Annotated in this window: 13 protein-coding genes and 1 tRNA gene; 6 read left to right on the forward strand and 8 right to left on the reverse strand. The window is 42.9% G+C overall.

Going from position 1 to position 15,034, the window contains the following annotated elements:
• Window positions 1-304: 304 nt before the first annotated feature.
• A complete protein-coding gene (locus tag GYK50_RS00890) occupies window positions 305-607 on the forward strand; it encodes a hypothetical protein (RefSeq protein WP_071002761.1) in 303 nt (100 codons plus the stop codon).
• Between the two features lie 782 nt (window positions 608-1,389).
• Here the strand turns inward: GYK50_RS00890 and GYK50_RS00895 are convergent.
• Window positions 1,390-1,480: transfer RNA gene (locus GYK50_RS00895), tRNA-Ser, on the reverse strand.
• A gap of 186 nt (window positions 1,481-1,666) precedes the next feature.
• Between GYK50_RS00895 and GYK50_RS00900 the strand changes: the two genes are divergently transcribed.
• From GYK50_RS00900 to GYK50_RS00910, 3 genes are all read left to right on the forward strand, one after another.
• Window positions 1,667-2,503: a DNA/RNA non-specific endonuclease gene (locus GYK50_RS00900; protein ID WP_227674111.1), complete on the forward strand. Its 837-nt coding sequence runs from the start codon at window positions 1,667-1,669 to the stop codon at window positions 2,501-2,503.
• A gap of 52 nt (window positions 2,504-2,555) precedes the next feature.
• Window positions 2,556-2,819 carry a hypothetical protein gene (locus GYK50_RS00905; RefSeq protein ID WP_093070137.1) on the forward strand — a complete coding sequence of 88 codons (264 nt, stop codon included), beginning with the start codon at window positions 2,556-2,558 and terminating at the stop codon, window positions 2,817-2,819.
• A gap of 260 nt (window positions 2,820-3,079) precedes the next feature.
• Window positions 3,080-3,463, forward strand: coding sequence for a DUF2147 domain-containing protein (locus GYK50_RS00910; protein WP_058023491.1), 384 nt, complete (start codon window positions 3,080-3,082; stop codon window positions 3,461-3,463).
• Window positions 3,464-3,659: 196 nt separating this feature from the next.
• On the opposite strand, the gene GYK50_RS00915 is transcribed toward GYK50_RS00910, so the two are convergent.
• The 4 genes from GYK50_RS00915 to GYK50_RS00930 form a co-directional block, all read right to left on the reverse strand.
• The gene (locus GYK50_RS00915) at window positions 3,660-4,922 is read right to left on the reverse strand and encodes an ammonium transporter (protein ID WP_093070140.1); all 1,263 of its coding nucleotides are present in this window, start codon (window positions 4,920-4,922) and stop codon (window positions 3,660-3,662) included.
• A gap of 106 nt (window positions 4,923-5,028) precedes the next feature.
• On the reverse strand, window positions 5,029-5,367 hold the full coding sequence (locus GYK50_RS00920) for a P-II family nitrogen regulator (protein ID WP_010197981.1): 339 nt from the start codon (window positions 5,365-5,367) through the stop codon (window positions 5,029-5,031).
• A gap of 462 nt (window positions 5,368-5,829) precedes the next feature.
• Entirely contained in the window at window positions 5,830-6,684 is an 855-nt protein-coding gene (locus tag GYK50_RS00925) for a universal stress protein (RefSeq protein WP_093070142.1), read from the reverse strand.
• A gap of 171 nt (window positions 6,685-6,855) precedes the next feature.
• Complete coding sequence (locus GYK50_RS00930) at window positions 6,856-8,355, reverse strand: SulP family inorganic anion transporter (protein ID WP_093070144.1); 1,500 nt, start codon at window positions 8,353-8,355, stop codon at window positions 6,856-6,858.
• 668 nt (window positions 8,356-9,023) lie between these two features.
• On the opposite strand from GYK50_RS00930, the gene murD reads away from it, so the two are divergent.
• Both murD and ftsW read left to right on the forward strand, forming a co-directional pair.
• Window positions 9,024-10,460, forward strand: a complete 1,437-nt coding sequence (murD, locus tag GYK50_RS00935) for a UDP-N-acetylmuramoyl-L-alanine--D-glutamate ligase (protein WP_093070146.1) — start codon at window positions 9,024-9,026, stop codon at window positions 10,458-10,460.
• A gap of 288 nt (window positions 10,461-10,748) precedes the next feature.
• Complete coding sequence (gene ftsW, locus GYK50_RS00940; protein ID WP_186474963.1) at window positions 10,749-11,945, forward strand: putative lipid II flippase FtsW; 1,197 nt, start codon at window positions 10,749-10,751, stop codon at window positions 11,943-11,945.
• A gap of 107 nt (window positions 11,946-12,052) precedes the next feature.
• Here ftsW and gluQRS read toward each other — a convergent pair whose 3' ends face one another.
• The 3 genes from gluQRS to GYK50_RS00955 all read right to left on the reverse strand — a co-directional run bounded on the left by gluQRS (window position 12,053) and on the right by GYK50_RS00955 (window position 15,026).
• Window positions 12,053-13,033, reverse strand: coding sequence for a tRNA glutamyl-Q(34) synthetase GluQRS (gene gluQRS / locus GYK50_RS00945; protein ID WP_379542900.1), 981 nt, complete (start codon window positions 13,031-13,033; stop codon window positions 12,053-12,055).
• A 240-nt stretch (window positions 13,034-13,273) separates the two neighbouring features.
• Window positions 13,274-13,711: an RNA polymerase-binding protein DksA gene (dksA, locus tag GYK50_RS00950; RefSeq protein WP_071002794.1), complete on the reverse strand. Its 438-nt coding sequence runs from the start codon at window positions 13,709-13,711 to the stop codon at window positions 13,274-13,276.
• A 472-nt stretch (window positions 13,712-14,183) separates the two neighbouring features.
• Entirely contained in the window at window positions 14,184-15,026 is an 843-nt protein-coding gene (locus tag GYK50_RS00955; RefSeq protein WP_071002795.1) for a metallophosphoesterase, read from the reverse strand.
• Window positions 15,027-15,034 lie beyond the last annotated feature (8 nt).

The following is a 15,034-nucleotide window of genomic DNA, read 5'->3' on the forward strand; positions in this document are numbered from 1 at the left end:
TCAAACATTCAGCATCAAATATTAAACGCTACAGCCACATCAACAGCGACCAAAAGCGTTATACATACTTCTAGGTCTGCCCGTCTATTTACACCAGTGGCACAACTATACAACTGTCTGCAGTTTAGTGGACGAATATGCCAAATAAAGGTAACAATCGCAACCTTTCTTCAAGTTTCATAAAGCTACTTAATACGAGAACCAGTTATCATTTTCTTTGTCGATAGAGCGATGCTTTATCGTGATACTTCATAAGGTATCTTTAATCATCATTTATTAATATGAATTACATTAGGAAAAAACAATGAAAAAGATAATAGTAAGTTCGATTTTAGCCGCTACCGCTTGTTTATCTATGGTTGGTCAAGCCAACGCTGCACCTGACTACTCAAAGTCTCATGCCGCTCAAGTACAGCATCAAAAGCATGATGCTAAAGCCAAAGTAGGTAGTAAACATAAAGTTGTCAAAAACAAGGCAAAGGTATCACAGCAAAAAGCAAAAATAGTGGCTGCCAAGCATAAAGCACAAGAAAAGCATCAAGACAAATATCAGGGCAAATATAAAAACGATAAACAAAGCAAAAACGACTACAGACACCGCTCTTAAAAGTGATATCTGATTATTTAAAAATGACGCCCTAAGTAGGCGTCATTTTTATGTGCAATGGTTTGGCTAGTAGTTGTGATATATCTGGTCTTGTATCTCTATTTGAAGAGATATTACGGTTTAGCAGATATGCAAAACGCTCACACCTTAACGTTTCTTAAACTTTCATCAAGCTACTTAACATAGGAACTGGCTATGATAAGAGACAGTATTAACATCATCTGCGCGCGCTAGTTATCTCAAGTAGTGCTTTTCAATCAAACCAGTGATGTTAAATATTCATTGACTGTCCTAAATAATCATCTTAAAAATCGACTGAGAGCGCCCATGAGACAAACCTTGTTCGTACTATTTATCACCTTATTCAGTGTAATAGGCTACTCAGCCAACGCGATGGTACCAAGCATTGCTTTTGCAGAAGCAGTAAACGCGACTCCAAAACCAGTCATGTCTGCTGAAACGAAAAAAATCAGACGAGACTGCCGCATAAGTTTGGGGTTGAACAAGTTACATATGAATCTAAGTGACAGTGAAAAAGAAGCAATAAAGAGATGTATAGGCAGTAAACAGCTGTAGATTTAGATATTAGCAGCAATAGAGCAGTGATATGAGCCAGCAATATTCTTTATTGGTGGTTTTTTTTGATAGATAGGATAAAAATCACCATTTAGGCAGCATTAGACGATCAGACTGACAGTCTTACTGTTAAGGTGTCTGGATTTTATTTAGGATAGAGTATGACAGTACAGAAAAACTAGTGCGTTTCTCAGAATAGATAAGATTGGCGGTGAAGGAGGGATTCGAACCCTCGATACGCGATTAACGTATACACACTTTCCAGGCGTGCGGTTTCAGCCACTCACCCACTTCACCGTTTTTTGAACGCCTAAGTATAGCGGATACCATTTAAAATGTCACGACTTGCGCGCTATCTTTCTTTATTGCTAACTGCCTGCTAGGATAGCAGATACGCAATGATGAGTATAAATGGTTGAAGATTGAATGATAAGTTTCCGTGAGCGCACATATGGAGTTAAACACAGCATACTAATGACTGTCATGACAGTTGTAATAGGTGTTAATCAGGCACATGCTGATAATTTCACGCAGTGTAGCCAATCTTTTTATGGTGGTATCTATCCTGAATTTACCAACACCAAGCTAAGTAATAAGACACAAACACTATGCATGGATGGCTTTGCCGTTATGTACTCTGGTGTATCACGGACACCGCTGTGGTCAGCAGAACATCTAGATCGTGCGCGTCTGCAGCAAGCCAAACAGATCGACCGTGAAGACAGTTTTCACGAAGAAAGCAAGCTCCCAGAAACAGCACGCGCGTCATTGTCTGACTATTCAGGTTCTGGTTATGATCGCGGACACCTAGCACCAAATGCCAATATGGCAACGCGCAGCCAGCAATATGATAGTTTTAGTCTGGCCAATATCGCGCCGCAGTCGCCGCGCAATAATCGTTATATTTGGCGTAATATTGAGTCTGCTACTCGCTATTTGACCCAGCAATACGGTGAGGTTTATACCATTACTGGCGTCGCATTTACCAATAAAAAGACCAAGCAGCTTGCCAATCGTGTGCTTGTACCCAGCCATTTTTTCAAAGCAGTGTATATACCCGCGACCAATCAGGCAGGGGTATATTACGCACCAAATGACGAATCTGAACGCATTGATGTTATTAGTATCGATGAGCTGACCGCTGAAACCGGTATCGATGTCTTGCCGATGTTGGACATTCAAACCAAGCGAGAAGCATTGGATTTGCCATTGAAGGCAGGTGAGAGTTCAGACACAACTGATGCGTCAGCTCAGGAGCCGGATTGGATGCTATTCGTCTGGGCTATTTTGGAGTGGTTACTTGCGCAGTTAAAGGCATAGAGCAAAACGTAGAATACTTTTTGAGTTTTAAATACACCATAAGGATACACACATGATTGACCCATTCGCCAATGATCACCAAAGCATGCAGGTTGGTGATCTTGTTATTGAAAACCAAAAGGACAAAATCATCATCTATGGTGATATTGACCTGACTTTGGATGCATCCGGATATGAACACGCTCAGCAATTGCATGAGCTAATGAGTCGGGTCATAAACATATTTGAAAGTAAAAACCTTTATAATAATAATGATGATAAGTCAAAGGAAAATGATGACCAATTGGGCAAAGATATCGACAATCCCTTCTTGTAAGTCTTTGATATGGTTTTATTTTATAGAAATAATAAAGTATAAAAAAATTACTAGGCAAAGTCGGAAAATTGATTATAATGAGTCAAGACATCGCTTATGTCGCTCAAAATCTTTGACAAAGAGTTATGAGCAATATCGATAACCTACGCTTTATAAGTAGGGAATCGCAAAGCTTGTAATAAAAGATTCTAGCAAAGGATAAGCATAGGAGATCAGAAACATAATGTTTCGAGCAATCATTGTATGAAGGGAGTCAATCTATGAAGTTATTTACAAAAACCACGTTAGCCGTTGCTGGTATTGGTATTGCTAGTATGGCATTTGCTGCTGACCCATTAGCCAATACGACTTGGCAGACATATGATGAAGGCAAGCCAAAAGGTACGGTAAAAATTACTGAGTCAAATGGGGTACTGACAGGTACGCTTATTGCTACTAACTCAGCCAAAGGCAAAAAGCATATAGGCACGACCATTATTAGAGGTCTAAAATCTGATGGTGGCGGTAAATACAGCGGTGGTACGATTACTGATCCTGAAAAAGGCAAAGATTATCGTATGACGGCAAATCTAAGTGGTAATACTTTGAAGCTAAGAGGCTATATTGGTCCATTCTCTCGTAGCCAAGAGTGGAAAAAGAAATAAGTCGATCAAGTAGTTTTTTATCAGATCTGTACTTAATAGATAAAATCCCGCACTACCGAAAGGTACTGCGGGATTTTTTATGTTTTACATTTTATTGTGTCAGTAAGGGGAGGTTACTCAATAAAATAATAAACGCTGACACTACGGTAAGTAGTATCAGCGTATCGAACGATAGGGTTTAGACTATTAAGAGGTCTTATCTGATAAATTCTGGATAAGCTTCCATACCACACTCTGCAATATCAGCACCTTCATATTCATCCTCTTCAGAGATACGGATACCGATGACAGCTTTGATGATGACCCAAACGATGAAGCTTGCAACAAATACCCAAACAAAGATGGTCGCAGCGCCTGCAATCTGACCGATGAAGGTAGATGCTGGGTTGGTAATTGGTACGATTAGTAGACCAAACAGACCAACCACGCCATGAACTGAGATTGCACCCACTGGATCATCAATTTTGATTTTATCTAACGCTAAGATTGATAATACGACGATGACACCAGCGGCAACACCGAAAAGAGTGGCTTGTAGCGCAGAAGGGGTTGATGGCTCTGCAGTAATGGCGACTAGGCCGGCTAATGCACCGTTTAGGAGCATGGTTAGATCCGCTTTACCAAAGATGATACGAGCGATTATCAGAGCACCCACAGCACCGCCAGCAGCAGCAGCATTGGTGTTCAAGAATACCATGGCAACAGAGTTGGCACTGGCGATATCGCCAAGCTTGAGTACTGAACCACCGTTGAAACCGAACCAACCCATCCATAGGATCAATGTACCAAGCGCCGCAAGTGGAAGATTGGCGCCAGGAATCGCACGTATCTCACCTTTAGGACCGTATTTACCTTTACGGGGTCCTAGGAGTAATACACCTGCTAGAGCAGCAGCAGCGCCCGCCATATGGACGATACCAGAGCCTGCAAAGTCAGAGAAACCCATGTCACCTAGGTTAAATAACCCAAAGACATCGTTGCCGCCCCAAGTCCAACTGCCTTCTAATGGATAGATAACACCAGTCATGACAACAGCAAATAATAAGAAAGCCCATAGCTTCATACGCTCAGCAACAGCACCTGAAACGATTGACATACAAGTCGCTACAAAGACTACTTGGAAGAAAAAATCTGAGGCTGCAGAGTAGACAGAGTCACCACTAAAGCCATTTTCGGCAGAGGCTGCTAACGCGTCTTCTACCAAGGTGTCGCCGCCTGCAATTCCGCTCAAGAACAGATCGCCACCATACATAATAGCGTAGCCGCATATCATGTACATAGTACAGGCGGTCGCAAATAGCGCGACATTCTTAGTTAAGATTTCGACCGTATTTTTTGATCGGACCAATCCGGCCTCTAGCATAGTGAAGCCAGCTGCCATCCACATGACCAATGCCCCACAGATCAAAAAGTAAAACGTATCGAGCGCATACTGGAGCTCAAAGATTTGACTTTCCATTTAAATTCCCCTTGAATTTACAATATAGATATCGGTATGACCGATAGATAAAAATGCAGTAAGAGCCTTTCTCTATAAATCGATGTTTATAGATATGGCCTCAAATCTAGATAGCATCAGGTCCGGTTTCGCCCGTACGGATACGAATGACTTGCTCAAGCGCAGTGACGAAGATTTTGCCGTCACCAATCTTGCCAGTGCTAGCGATACGAGTGATTGCTTCAATAGCAGGTTCGACCATCTCGTCGATCACAGCGACTTCGACTTTTACCTTAGGTAAAAAGTCCACCACGTATTCTGCGCCGCGATAGAGCTCTGTGTGACCTTTTTGACGACCGAAACCTTTGACTTCAGTGACGGTAACACCTTTAACACCGATGTCAGAAAGCGCTTCACGCACATCGTCGAGCTTAAACGGTTTTAAGATCGCAGTGATTAGCTTCATAAAAAATTCCTTATTTGTGTGATGCCGCAGATTGATAGAGGCATTATGGTGCATCGTCGTATCTCTGCTTTGCTTACGATAAGTTATTCAAGAACTGTGCCAACCTACTCAAGGGGGAGGTAGAATTGGGTTTATTTATTCAAAAATAACCGCGGTTGCAACAGAGTATATGGGTGACGATGTAATGATGAGAGCCATCATTATAAACATAGTAAAAGCGAATCAACCTTTAGCGTTTGGTTAATGAAAACTTTATTATAACCAACTTTGTAGGTGCTTGGGGAGGCTATCCCTCTATTTCATGTGACGATTTGCTAACTTGAGTTTAGTAATAAAATGAACGTTTGATGACAGCTGATTAAAGCTAAATAGAGGAGAGGTCGCGGTAAGCGGCAGAGACCAAAAGAGTCATTGGTGCTCTGCGCTTATATAGATAGGCTATGTGTGTAGATAAAACGATGCTTAAGCCTTAGGAAAAAGGAGGTATGGTGTTTTGGTGCTGCCTAATAACTTCTTAGTATCGCTGCCTTGTAGCAACTCACGTAAACGCGATTGGCCAAACGCGCCTGTTATGAGTAGGCCGATATCGTTTTGGTTTTGGTAGTAATTTAAAGCCGCCGCAACATCACGGCAGTCTAATAATATTTTTTTAGATTTGATACCTGCTTGCTTGAGCTTCGCGTATGCTTCACGTAGGGCGTCACAGTTATCAGAGGTTTCTTTACCGATCATGACAATATGAATGGTCAAGGCACGCACGAGCGGGGTCTTACACAACCAATTAAGTAACTTATGGCATGTTGGACTGTTGTCAAAAGCAAACAAAGCGGTAGTAGGGGGCAAAAATGGTGCATGTGTCACCAAAATGGGGCAGTGGCTGACTCTAATCAGTTGTCCTAATGTCGATTTGCACGTGACATGATGACCGATAACGATCAATTGTGCTTTGTCATCGACGTAATCGATACTCTGGTTCAGGTTTTCATGACGATGCAAGGTATAAGTTTTAAGCTTATGAGGCTTTTGCTCGCAATACGTGGTAGCTTGAGACAGTAATAGTCTGCCCTGTGCTTTTAGTTCACAGTTGCCCAAATGCTCTTTGGTTGTGAACTGCTCAAGCAAGGCATTTTCATCATCGATATTGAGACAACCAGAATAATTGATTGCAGCTTTTTGCTGTAAGCTTGGGACTGAATGTAGCAGTCCTACAGGCGCGCGCAAGCGAATAGAAGCCCACATGCTGGCCTCTAATACAGCTTGAACATGATCAGGACAGTCCAAGCAAGCAATGACACTATCTGGTTTTAAGTTACTCATAAAACGGCCACATCATTCTAATCATCAAAATCAGCCACTCAGCGTAGGGCTAAGGCATCACGTACATACCCAACTCTTTTGACCAACGCAGCTGTCTATTTATCCATCGATTCACAAAACCTTGCCATACAACCTTGCCATACATCAATGACAAGTTAGACGTAGATTTGCTTAATCTAATAAGCCAATATCTCGGCGATCGTGAATAGAGAAGCGGTCAATCAGTGTTCGACTCGCATTGTTGAGTCCTACCACTTTGACATTAATACCTTCACGTTGCAAGCGCATGACCAGCTTGTCCAAGGTATCAACAGCACTGATGTCCCAAAAATGTGCATTGCTGACGTCAATTTGAATGCTGTCTACCGCTTCTTTGGTATCAAAGCTATTCAAAAACTGTGTCGTAGAGGCAAAGAATACCTGTCCTTGAACATAATAATAACGGGTATTGCTACTATCATCGTACTCACTGAATATGGTTAAGAACTGACCAATCTTATTGGCAAATGCTAAGGCAGATAGCAACACGCCAACACCAACGCCATAAGCTAAGTTGTGCGTAAAGACAGTGGTCAATACCGTCGCTAGCATCACTATATTGAATGACATCGGATGGGTTTTGAATTCGCGAATAGATTGCCAGTTAAACGTGCCAATCGATACCATAATCATGACAGCAACGAGGGCTGCCATTGGGATTTGGCTGACCCATTCACTCAAAAACACCACCATGATAAGCAGTACTACACCTGCGATCAAGGTAGAAAGGCGCGTGCGTCCACCGGATTTTACATTAATCATTGACTGACCAATCATCGCACAGCCTGCCATACCACCGAAGAAACCTGACACCACGTTAGCTATGCCTTGACCACGGCATTCTTTGTTCTTATCACTTGGCGTATCGGTCAGCTCATCGACAATCGTCGCAGTCATCATAGACTCTAATAAACCCACAATGGCAAGCGCAATAGAATAAGGAGCAATAATCAACAATGTATTTAGGTTCAATGGAATATCAGGCAATAAAAACACAGGCAACGAATCTGGCAAATCACCCATGTTACCGACGTTACGAATATCAAGATTCATATACATGGCGACCGCTGTCAAACCAACGATACAAATCAATGGAGAGGGAATCACACGGCCTATTTTAGGGATAAGTGGAAACAGATAAATAATTGCCAAACCCACAGCTGTCATGATATATACCGTCATACCGACACGCTCAGTCATGGGATTTAATTCTGGTAACTGGGCGGCGAATATCAATATTGCCAGTGCGTTGACAAAGCCAATGACGACTGAGCGCGAGACAAAGCGCATCAAATTACCAAGCTTTAGGATGCCCATGACGACCTGAATGACGCCGCACAATAAGGTCGCAGCCAGTAAATACCGCAAACCATGATCGGCAACCAAATCAACCATGACTAAGGCCATAGCACCCGTTGCTGCCGAAATCATACCTGGACGACCACCGACAAAACTGATCACCACAGCGATACAGAATGAGGCATATAGGCCGACTTTTGGATCCACACCTGCGATAATAGAGAAAGCAATGGCTTCTGGAATAAGCGCCAAGGCGACAACCAAGCCCGATAAAACGTCACCGCGAACGTTGGAGAACCACTCGTCACGCAAGTTATCAACAAAAGATATCATAAGTAAACTACATAGGGTTAGAGGCAAAAAAAGTAATCATTACTCATTTATAAAATGATCGTGTCACTAAAAATAGCTATTCATTTTTCTTTTACGTCAACATGCACAGGTCATGTTGCCGTGTTGGAATGTGAAAGGTCAATCATAAGTATGTCTACTGATTTTTTTGGTATCACAAATACGCTCATCAATATTCAAAAAGATGATAAGAGCAATAAAACTACCTAAAATATGGTTTGAACCAGATTGCTTAAAATAGGCTATAAAAAAGACCTATCGTAAGACATAGAATCAGCAATCACTTGCTGCAGTAGAGGGTAATCAATAATCTGCCAGAAAAGAATGCGGGTCTGACATCTCGTTGTAACACATGAATCATTGCTAAAGAGACGTGACAATAGCGCGATTAATGTGACAACATGATAAACTAAAATGCTTGGGTGAACTGCTTTATCATATAGCAGTGTCACGCATCAATTAAGTTAGCTATTATAGCATTAGCCACTGAATATAAAAATAGGCGAATAATAGCACAAACACATAAAAAATCAGTACCGAAATCTGAACGATACCGTTATGATGCTTGTCATCTCGACGGTGTCATTTGGAGTCGCTATCCGCATCAGTGTGCTTGATGACATCTCGCTCGTTCAATAGAAGGAATAGATATGACCGCTCATAACGCAACAGAAACCTTGATCCACAAGGGTAATGGTCTACAGGTCGTGGTTGGTTTGGGACAGTCTGGGTTATCGGTCGCGCATTATCTTGCCAAACAAGGCTATCAAGTGGCGGTAACAGATGCACAGGTCGCGCCTACACTGGCAGCACAATTGCCAGATGAGATTGAGGTTCGTCAGTTTGGTACCATTGACGCAGAATTATTGCAGCAAGCTGCCCGCATTATTATCAGTCCTGGTATCTCGCTTGACACACCTGCCATTGCAGCAGCTCGTCACGCAAATATTCCCGTCGTCAGCGACATTCAGCTTTTTTGTGAGGCTTGTACGGTGCCGATCGTGGCGATCACAGGCTCCAATGCCAAAAGCACCGTGACCACCTTAGTTGGGCAAATGGCAGCAGACGCTGGTATCAATGTGGGTGTAGGCGGCAACATAGGGATACCAGCACTCACTTTGCTGGATAATACGAACATGGAGCTGGCGGTGCTAGAACTATCTAGCTTTCAACTAGAAACCGTCACAAATTTGGGGGCAAAGGTTGCCACTGTCCTCAATATGTCACCAGATCATCTCGATCGCCATGGTGATATGCTGGGCTACCATCAGGCCAAACATCGTATTTTCCAAGGCGCTAAGTCCGTCGTCATCAACCGTGAGGATGCACTCACCCGTCCATTGGTTGCAGACAATCTGCCAAGGATCAGTACTGGCATCCATGCGCCTGACAAAGGACAGTACGGCCTGATAACAGATGGGGAAGGTCAAACATTTATTGCGCGTGGTACAGAAAGGTTACTGTCCGCAGACAAACTGTTGATGAAAGGACGTCATAATCTGCTAAACGCGCAAGCAGCTTTAGCGCTCGGTGAGCTTGCAGGTTTGCCCCTTGAGAGTATGCTCGAAACGTTACAGCAATTCACAGGTCTTGAGCATCGCTGCCAGTATATAGGGAGCTTTGCTAATATCGACTATTTTGATGATTCTAAAGGCACCAATATTGGCTCGACCATGGCTGCTATCGAAGGGCTAGGCGCGGTCTATGCACCAAAAGATGGTAAGCTATTATTGATTTTGGGCGGGCAAGGTAAAGGTCAGCAGTTTGGCGAGTTGACGCCCTTTATCAATCAGTATGTCAGCCAAGTGCTGTTTATTGGTGAGGATGGCAAGCAGATTGAGCAGCATTTACGCGCAACGAAATTAAGCGACGATGTGGCATTGCATCAATGCCAAACATTAGAAAACGCCTTTGTCACTATTCAGCAAGTCACTGCCAGCAGCCTATCGCAAGTGCAAGCGGTATTGTTGTCACCTGCCTGTGCCAGTTTTGATCAATACAGTGGTTATGCGGCTCGCGGTGAGCATTTCAGTCGATTGGTTGCTCAGTTAGACACGGCACAATCAGATAGCACGATTATCAGTTAAAAGTTTTAAATGGCTATGGGCTCGAACAGATTAGCTTAGATAGTGTAGTAGCATGTGAGTTACTTATTAACCAAAGCAGCATTTCTCGTATAAATGATTGTTTTGCTTATAAATTGCTGCTACTGTCGATCGTAATGACTCTGGTTGCTAGATAAATGATTGCTCAAGCATTTTTTGATGATTGAGGGTTTTTATCATCGTCTATCTAGTAAGATTTACTTTATGATTTTTTAAACGGTGGCGTTTCATAGACGTCGTGTTTTTTCGTTTGTTAGTGTATATAAAATTATGGCGCTCTCTTCTTTTTTTCGTTCTTCGCCCAAAACCAAGCAAGCCTCTGGCTCAGATGGTGTGCTTTCTATGCCATCAGCGCGCGCAATTTTACTATCGAGCGTAGGTTGCATGATGGTACTTAGTCTGCTGATGGTGGCTTCTGCTTCTATTCCTTTTGCGCTCAGTCGCGGTATGACGGAGCTGTATTTTTTCAATAATCAGCTACTTTACATGACGATTGGGTTAATCGTCGCCATTATCCCTTATTATGGTGTGTCGTTACGGACGCTATATAAGACTGAAACGCAGTTTCTTTTGTTGGGTATTACTGGTATTTTGCTGGTGGCAACGCTGTTTAGTACACCCATTAACGGCTCTAAGCGCTGGCTCACGCTGGGAGGCTTTAACTTTCAGGTAGCCGAGTTGGCTAAGCTTGTCATGATTGTGTTTGTCTCTGATTTTGTGGTGCGCCGCTCTTTTGAGGTTCGTAATGGCCTAGACGGCTTTTTACGCATTATGCTAGTGGTGGTACTGATAACGATACTGCTATTGTCGCAGCCAGATTTTGGTTCTTTTGTCGTTATTTTGGGGACGCTATTTGCGATTTTTTATATCGCTGGAGCACCTTATAAGCATTTCTTAGCATTGGGTGCGGCAGCCGTTGGTGGCGCAGTGTTGATGGTGACCACGGCAGAGTATCGATTGGTACGTGTGATGTCGTTCATGGATCCGTTTGATGATGTGCAGGATACCGATTATCAGCTGGCACGTAGTCTGATTGCTTTTGGCCGTGGACAGTTTACCGGGGTTGGTTATGGCGAAAGCGTGCAAAAACTGTCGCATTTGCCTGAGGCGCATACTGACTTTTTATTGGCGATTACGGGTGAAGAATTGGGTTTTGTTGGTGTCAGTATGGTATTGATACTTGAAGCATTGATTATCGGTAGTGCGATGCGTATCAGTTACAACGCGCTAAAACGTCGCCAAATGCGCATGAGCTATACCGCGTTCGGTATCGGTGTGGTGTTTATTGCGCAGACGATTATTAATGCGGCGATGAACATGGGTGCCATTCCTACCAAAGGTCTCACCATGCCATTCTTTAGTTATGGCGGTTCTTCAATGTTGATTAGCTTGATGATGGTGGCTTTATTATTAAAAATATATAAAGAAAGTCCTGAGATTGAAAAGAGCCAATGCCGCTACTACTAAAAAGTTTAAATTAGTCTATACATTCTATGATCAAGCACTAAAAAAGCGCCGCAAACAGTGGCGCTTTTTGCTATCTATTTTTTTTGTGAGTTGCTTTTTAGTTATCTTCAATAAGGCGAATTCAACTGCTGCTTCCCTCGTAGCGGCGTATTGTCCCATTGAGCAATTGCTTGCTTGAGCATATTGGCTGGTGTGTCGATATCGACCTTTGGTTGCTGGAGTAGCTCTAATCCATGAGTAATGAGACGGCTTGGGTCTGAGGTATCAATTGGCTGCGCAAGATTTTGCTTAGAGAGCTTTTGACCGTCAGCATTATTGATTAATGGTAAATGATACCAATGGTCGATGGTTGGCAGTTGTGCCGCCTGCATGATACTGATCTGTGCTGTGGTCATGGGTAAAATGTCCAAACCACGCATGATATGAGTTACCTGTTGTAGGCCGTCATCAATGCTGGCTGCCAGTATATAATTGATCATACCGTCTTGACGACGAGCCACCATATCTCCTAGTGTCTGCTGCGGATTGTCCCATTGCAGTCCTTGGATACCATCGTGAAAGCCAATTTTATAGTCTGGCAGCTGTATACGTAATTTATGCTGTTGCCTATCAAGGCCAGATGCAACACAGCGTCGTGGGTAACGCTGTCTGTTTGGCTGCGTTTGATTGCATGGTTGTGTTAAGTTAGCATTATTGTGATGTCTATTAATTTCCTCTTGCGCCCAATATTGCTCTAGGTATTTGCGTGAGCACTGGCAGCCGTAGGTCAATGGGCGTAACGATGAAGACAAGTATTCGTTATAAATATCAATACGTTCAGACTGATAAATGACATCACCGTCCCAGTGCAACCCAAGCACCTCTAAGTCCATCAAAATCTGTTCAGTAAACTGTCTATCACAGCGCTCGGTGTCGGTATCTTCGATACGCAGCAGCCACTGTCCACCGAGCGATTTGATATGGCAAAAGCTTGCAAGTGCCGTGGTCAAAGAACCAAGGTGCAACTCACCCGTTGGTGAAGGGGCAAAGCGGCCAATAGGCTGGGATGATTTGGTGTGAGATGGCGTATCAGTAGGAATAGTTTTCACAATAAATGGCTATCGATAAAAATAATACAGATAGAATAATAAAAATCAGGTCCAAAAGATATTTATTAAATGAGATTGTTTCGTGAGCAAAGGCAACATTTCACCAACGCTCCCTCTACTCAACACAGAGTAGGGGGAGCGTTTGCGTGAAGAGGCAGTCATCTAAACGGTCGTCTAAAATGCAAAAAGCGACCACTCATAGGGTCGCTTTGTTTTACAGTCATCTTAGTTCTATCTGATTTAAGCGCCTTGGTTTTGGCGTTCTTTAATCTCAGACAAGGTCTTGCAGTCGATACATTGGGTTGCGGTTGGACGTGCTTCTAGACGGCGCAAACCGATTTCTACGCCACAAGTTTCACAAAATCCATAGTCATCATTTTCGATTTCCAATATGGATTTGTCGATTTTGCGGATAAGTTTGCGTTCACGGTCACGTGTGCGTAAAGCAAGGGCAAACTCTTCTTCTTGAGTGGCACGATCATTGATATCAGGCATGGCGCTTGATTCGTCTTGGATGTAGCTTTTGGTACGATCCGCTTCGCCAATCAGTTGGTTTTTCCATTCCAACAAAATCGCCTTAAAATGCTCTAACTGTGCATCAGACATATACTCTTCGTCTGGGGCTGGCACATAAGGAGTAAACTTGACTTCACTTGGATTTGTGGTCACGGTGCTCATATAGGTATCCTACTTTTTCAAATTAATTCAATAAAACGACGTATCAAAAGACAAGACGTTATCAGTTTTACAAACGCTATAATTTGTCCTTTTATCAAACGTTTTACCACTTGGTAACACAAGTAACACAGCTGATCAAATAATATCGTTATGCTGGTCTATCGGTATCGACACACCATTGCTTAGGTATACTGCGATGCAAAATTTTCGTTCAATAGCATGGCTGCAATCATGTGGTAAATGACTGACTGTGAAAAACGATTTTAGCTACTATATTGCTGACTAATGTGAGATATCAGGTCATTTCGCTTCATTTTACAAGTTGTATCATTGTTTTTAATAATAATGAAGTTATTTTTTATCCTGATCTCATTTTTGCTTAATCTACTCTCTAGTGCCACTTCAGTTAATAGGTGCTAAATCCTTGACGTGTAAGCGCTATAGCTATTTTATGCACCAATAAATATGGGCATTAAGTATCCAGTCTTTCAATCCAGCTTGCAACCTTTCCATTGTTGGCTAATTGCAACCAGCGGTAACCAGGCAAGCAAGCTTCATCGTAAGCAAAATCATGCGAATAAGGTTTAAATTGATAGCAGGTAGATGGTGTGCTATAAACAGTCACACCTTGACGATGACGAATCTGCTCTTGGTGAGTATGACCGCTAATGATTACCTGTAAATGCTCAAAAGGCGCCATATACTCCCAAAAAGTTTCAGCGTTTTGCGCCATATGGGTGTCAATCCAGTCAGAATCTACTGGGATGAGGTGATGGTGTAGGGCGATAAGCGCAGGCTTATCACATGCCTCAAGCCGTTTGCATAACCAATCAATATCTGTAGTGGTTATCTCACCTGCCACTTTCCCTGTGATAGACGAGTCTAATAACAGTAGCTGCCAGTGATCACTCTCAATGATGTGCCGACTGAGTAAGCGTGAGTCAGCAGGCTGGGCAATGAGTGTCCGCTGAAAAAACGGCAAGTCTTCACCATTCTCATCAGTCACATCGTGATTGCCAGCGATACATACAAAAGGAATTTGAGTTGCCTGTAGTACGGCAAAAATATGGTCATAGGTGGCGGGCTTTACTTTACTGACCAGATCGCCAGTCACGATAATCAAATCACAGCGAATATCTTCACTCAGTGCTTGCTGCAGTACAGCTTCAAAATTACGCTGACAATCACCCACTTCATTGACATGACTACTGTCAGTATCAGCAGCGACAGGCGTAGATAGATGCAAATCAGTGATTTGTAAAATATTTATCTGTTCATCGGACGTGCTGATTTTATTGACGGGATAGTTCGGCATTGGGTCGG

It is taken from the genome of Psychrobacter pacificensis (assembly GCF_018336615.1).
In the GTDB taxonomy this organism is placed as follows: Bacteria; Pseudomonadota; Gammaproteobacteria; order Pseudomonadales; family Moraxellaceae; genus Psychrobacter; species Psychrobacter pacificensis.

Coding starts and splice junctions, on each gene's coding strand:
- GYK50_RS00890 (WP_071002761.1), top strand. CDS start 305: ATGAAAAAGATAATAGTAAGTTCGATTTTAGCCGCTACCGCTTGTTTA.
- GYK50_RS00900 (WP_227674111.1), top strand. CDS start 1,667: ATGACAGTTGTAATAGGTGTTAATCAGGCACATGCTGATAATTTCACG.
- GYK50_RS00905 (WP_093070137.1), top strand. CDS start 2,556: ATGATTGACCCATTCGCCAATGATCACCAAAGCATGCAGGTTGGTGAT.
- GYK50_RS00910 (WP_058023491.1), top strand. CDS start 3,080: ATGAAGTTATTTACAAAAACCACGTTAGCCGTTGCTGGTATTGGTATT.
- GYK50_RS00915 (WP_093070140.1), bottom strand. CDS start 4,922: ATGGAAAGTCAAATCTTTGAGCTCCAGTATGCGCTCGATACGTTTTAC.
- GYK50_RS00920 (WP_010197981.1), bottom strand. CDS start 5,367: ATGAAGCTAATCACTGCGATCTTAAAACCGTTTAAGCTCGACGATGTG.
- GYK50_RS00925 (WP_093070142.1), bottom strand. CDS start 6,684: ATGAGTAACTTAAAACCAGATAGTGTCATTGCTTGCTTGGACTGTCCT.
- GYK50_RS00930 (WP_093070144.1), bottom strand. CDS start 8,355: ATGATATCTTTTGTTGATAACTTGCGTGACGAGTGGTTCTCCAACGTT.
- murD (WP_093070146.1), top strand. CDS start 9,024: ATGACCGCTCATAACGCAACAGAAACCTTGATCCACAAGGGTAATGGT.
- ftsW (WP_186474963.1), top strand. CDS start 10,749: ATGGCGCTCTCTTCTTTTTTTCGTTCTTCGCCCAAAACCAAGCAAGCC.
- dksA (WP_071002794.1), bottom strand. CDS start 13,711: ATGAGCACCGTGACCACAAATCCAAGTGAAGTCAAGTTTACTCCTTAT.
- GYK50_RS00955 (WP_071002795.1), bottom strand. CDS start 15,026: ATGCCGAACTATCCCGTCAATAAAATCAGCACGTCCGATGAACAGATA.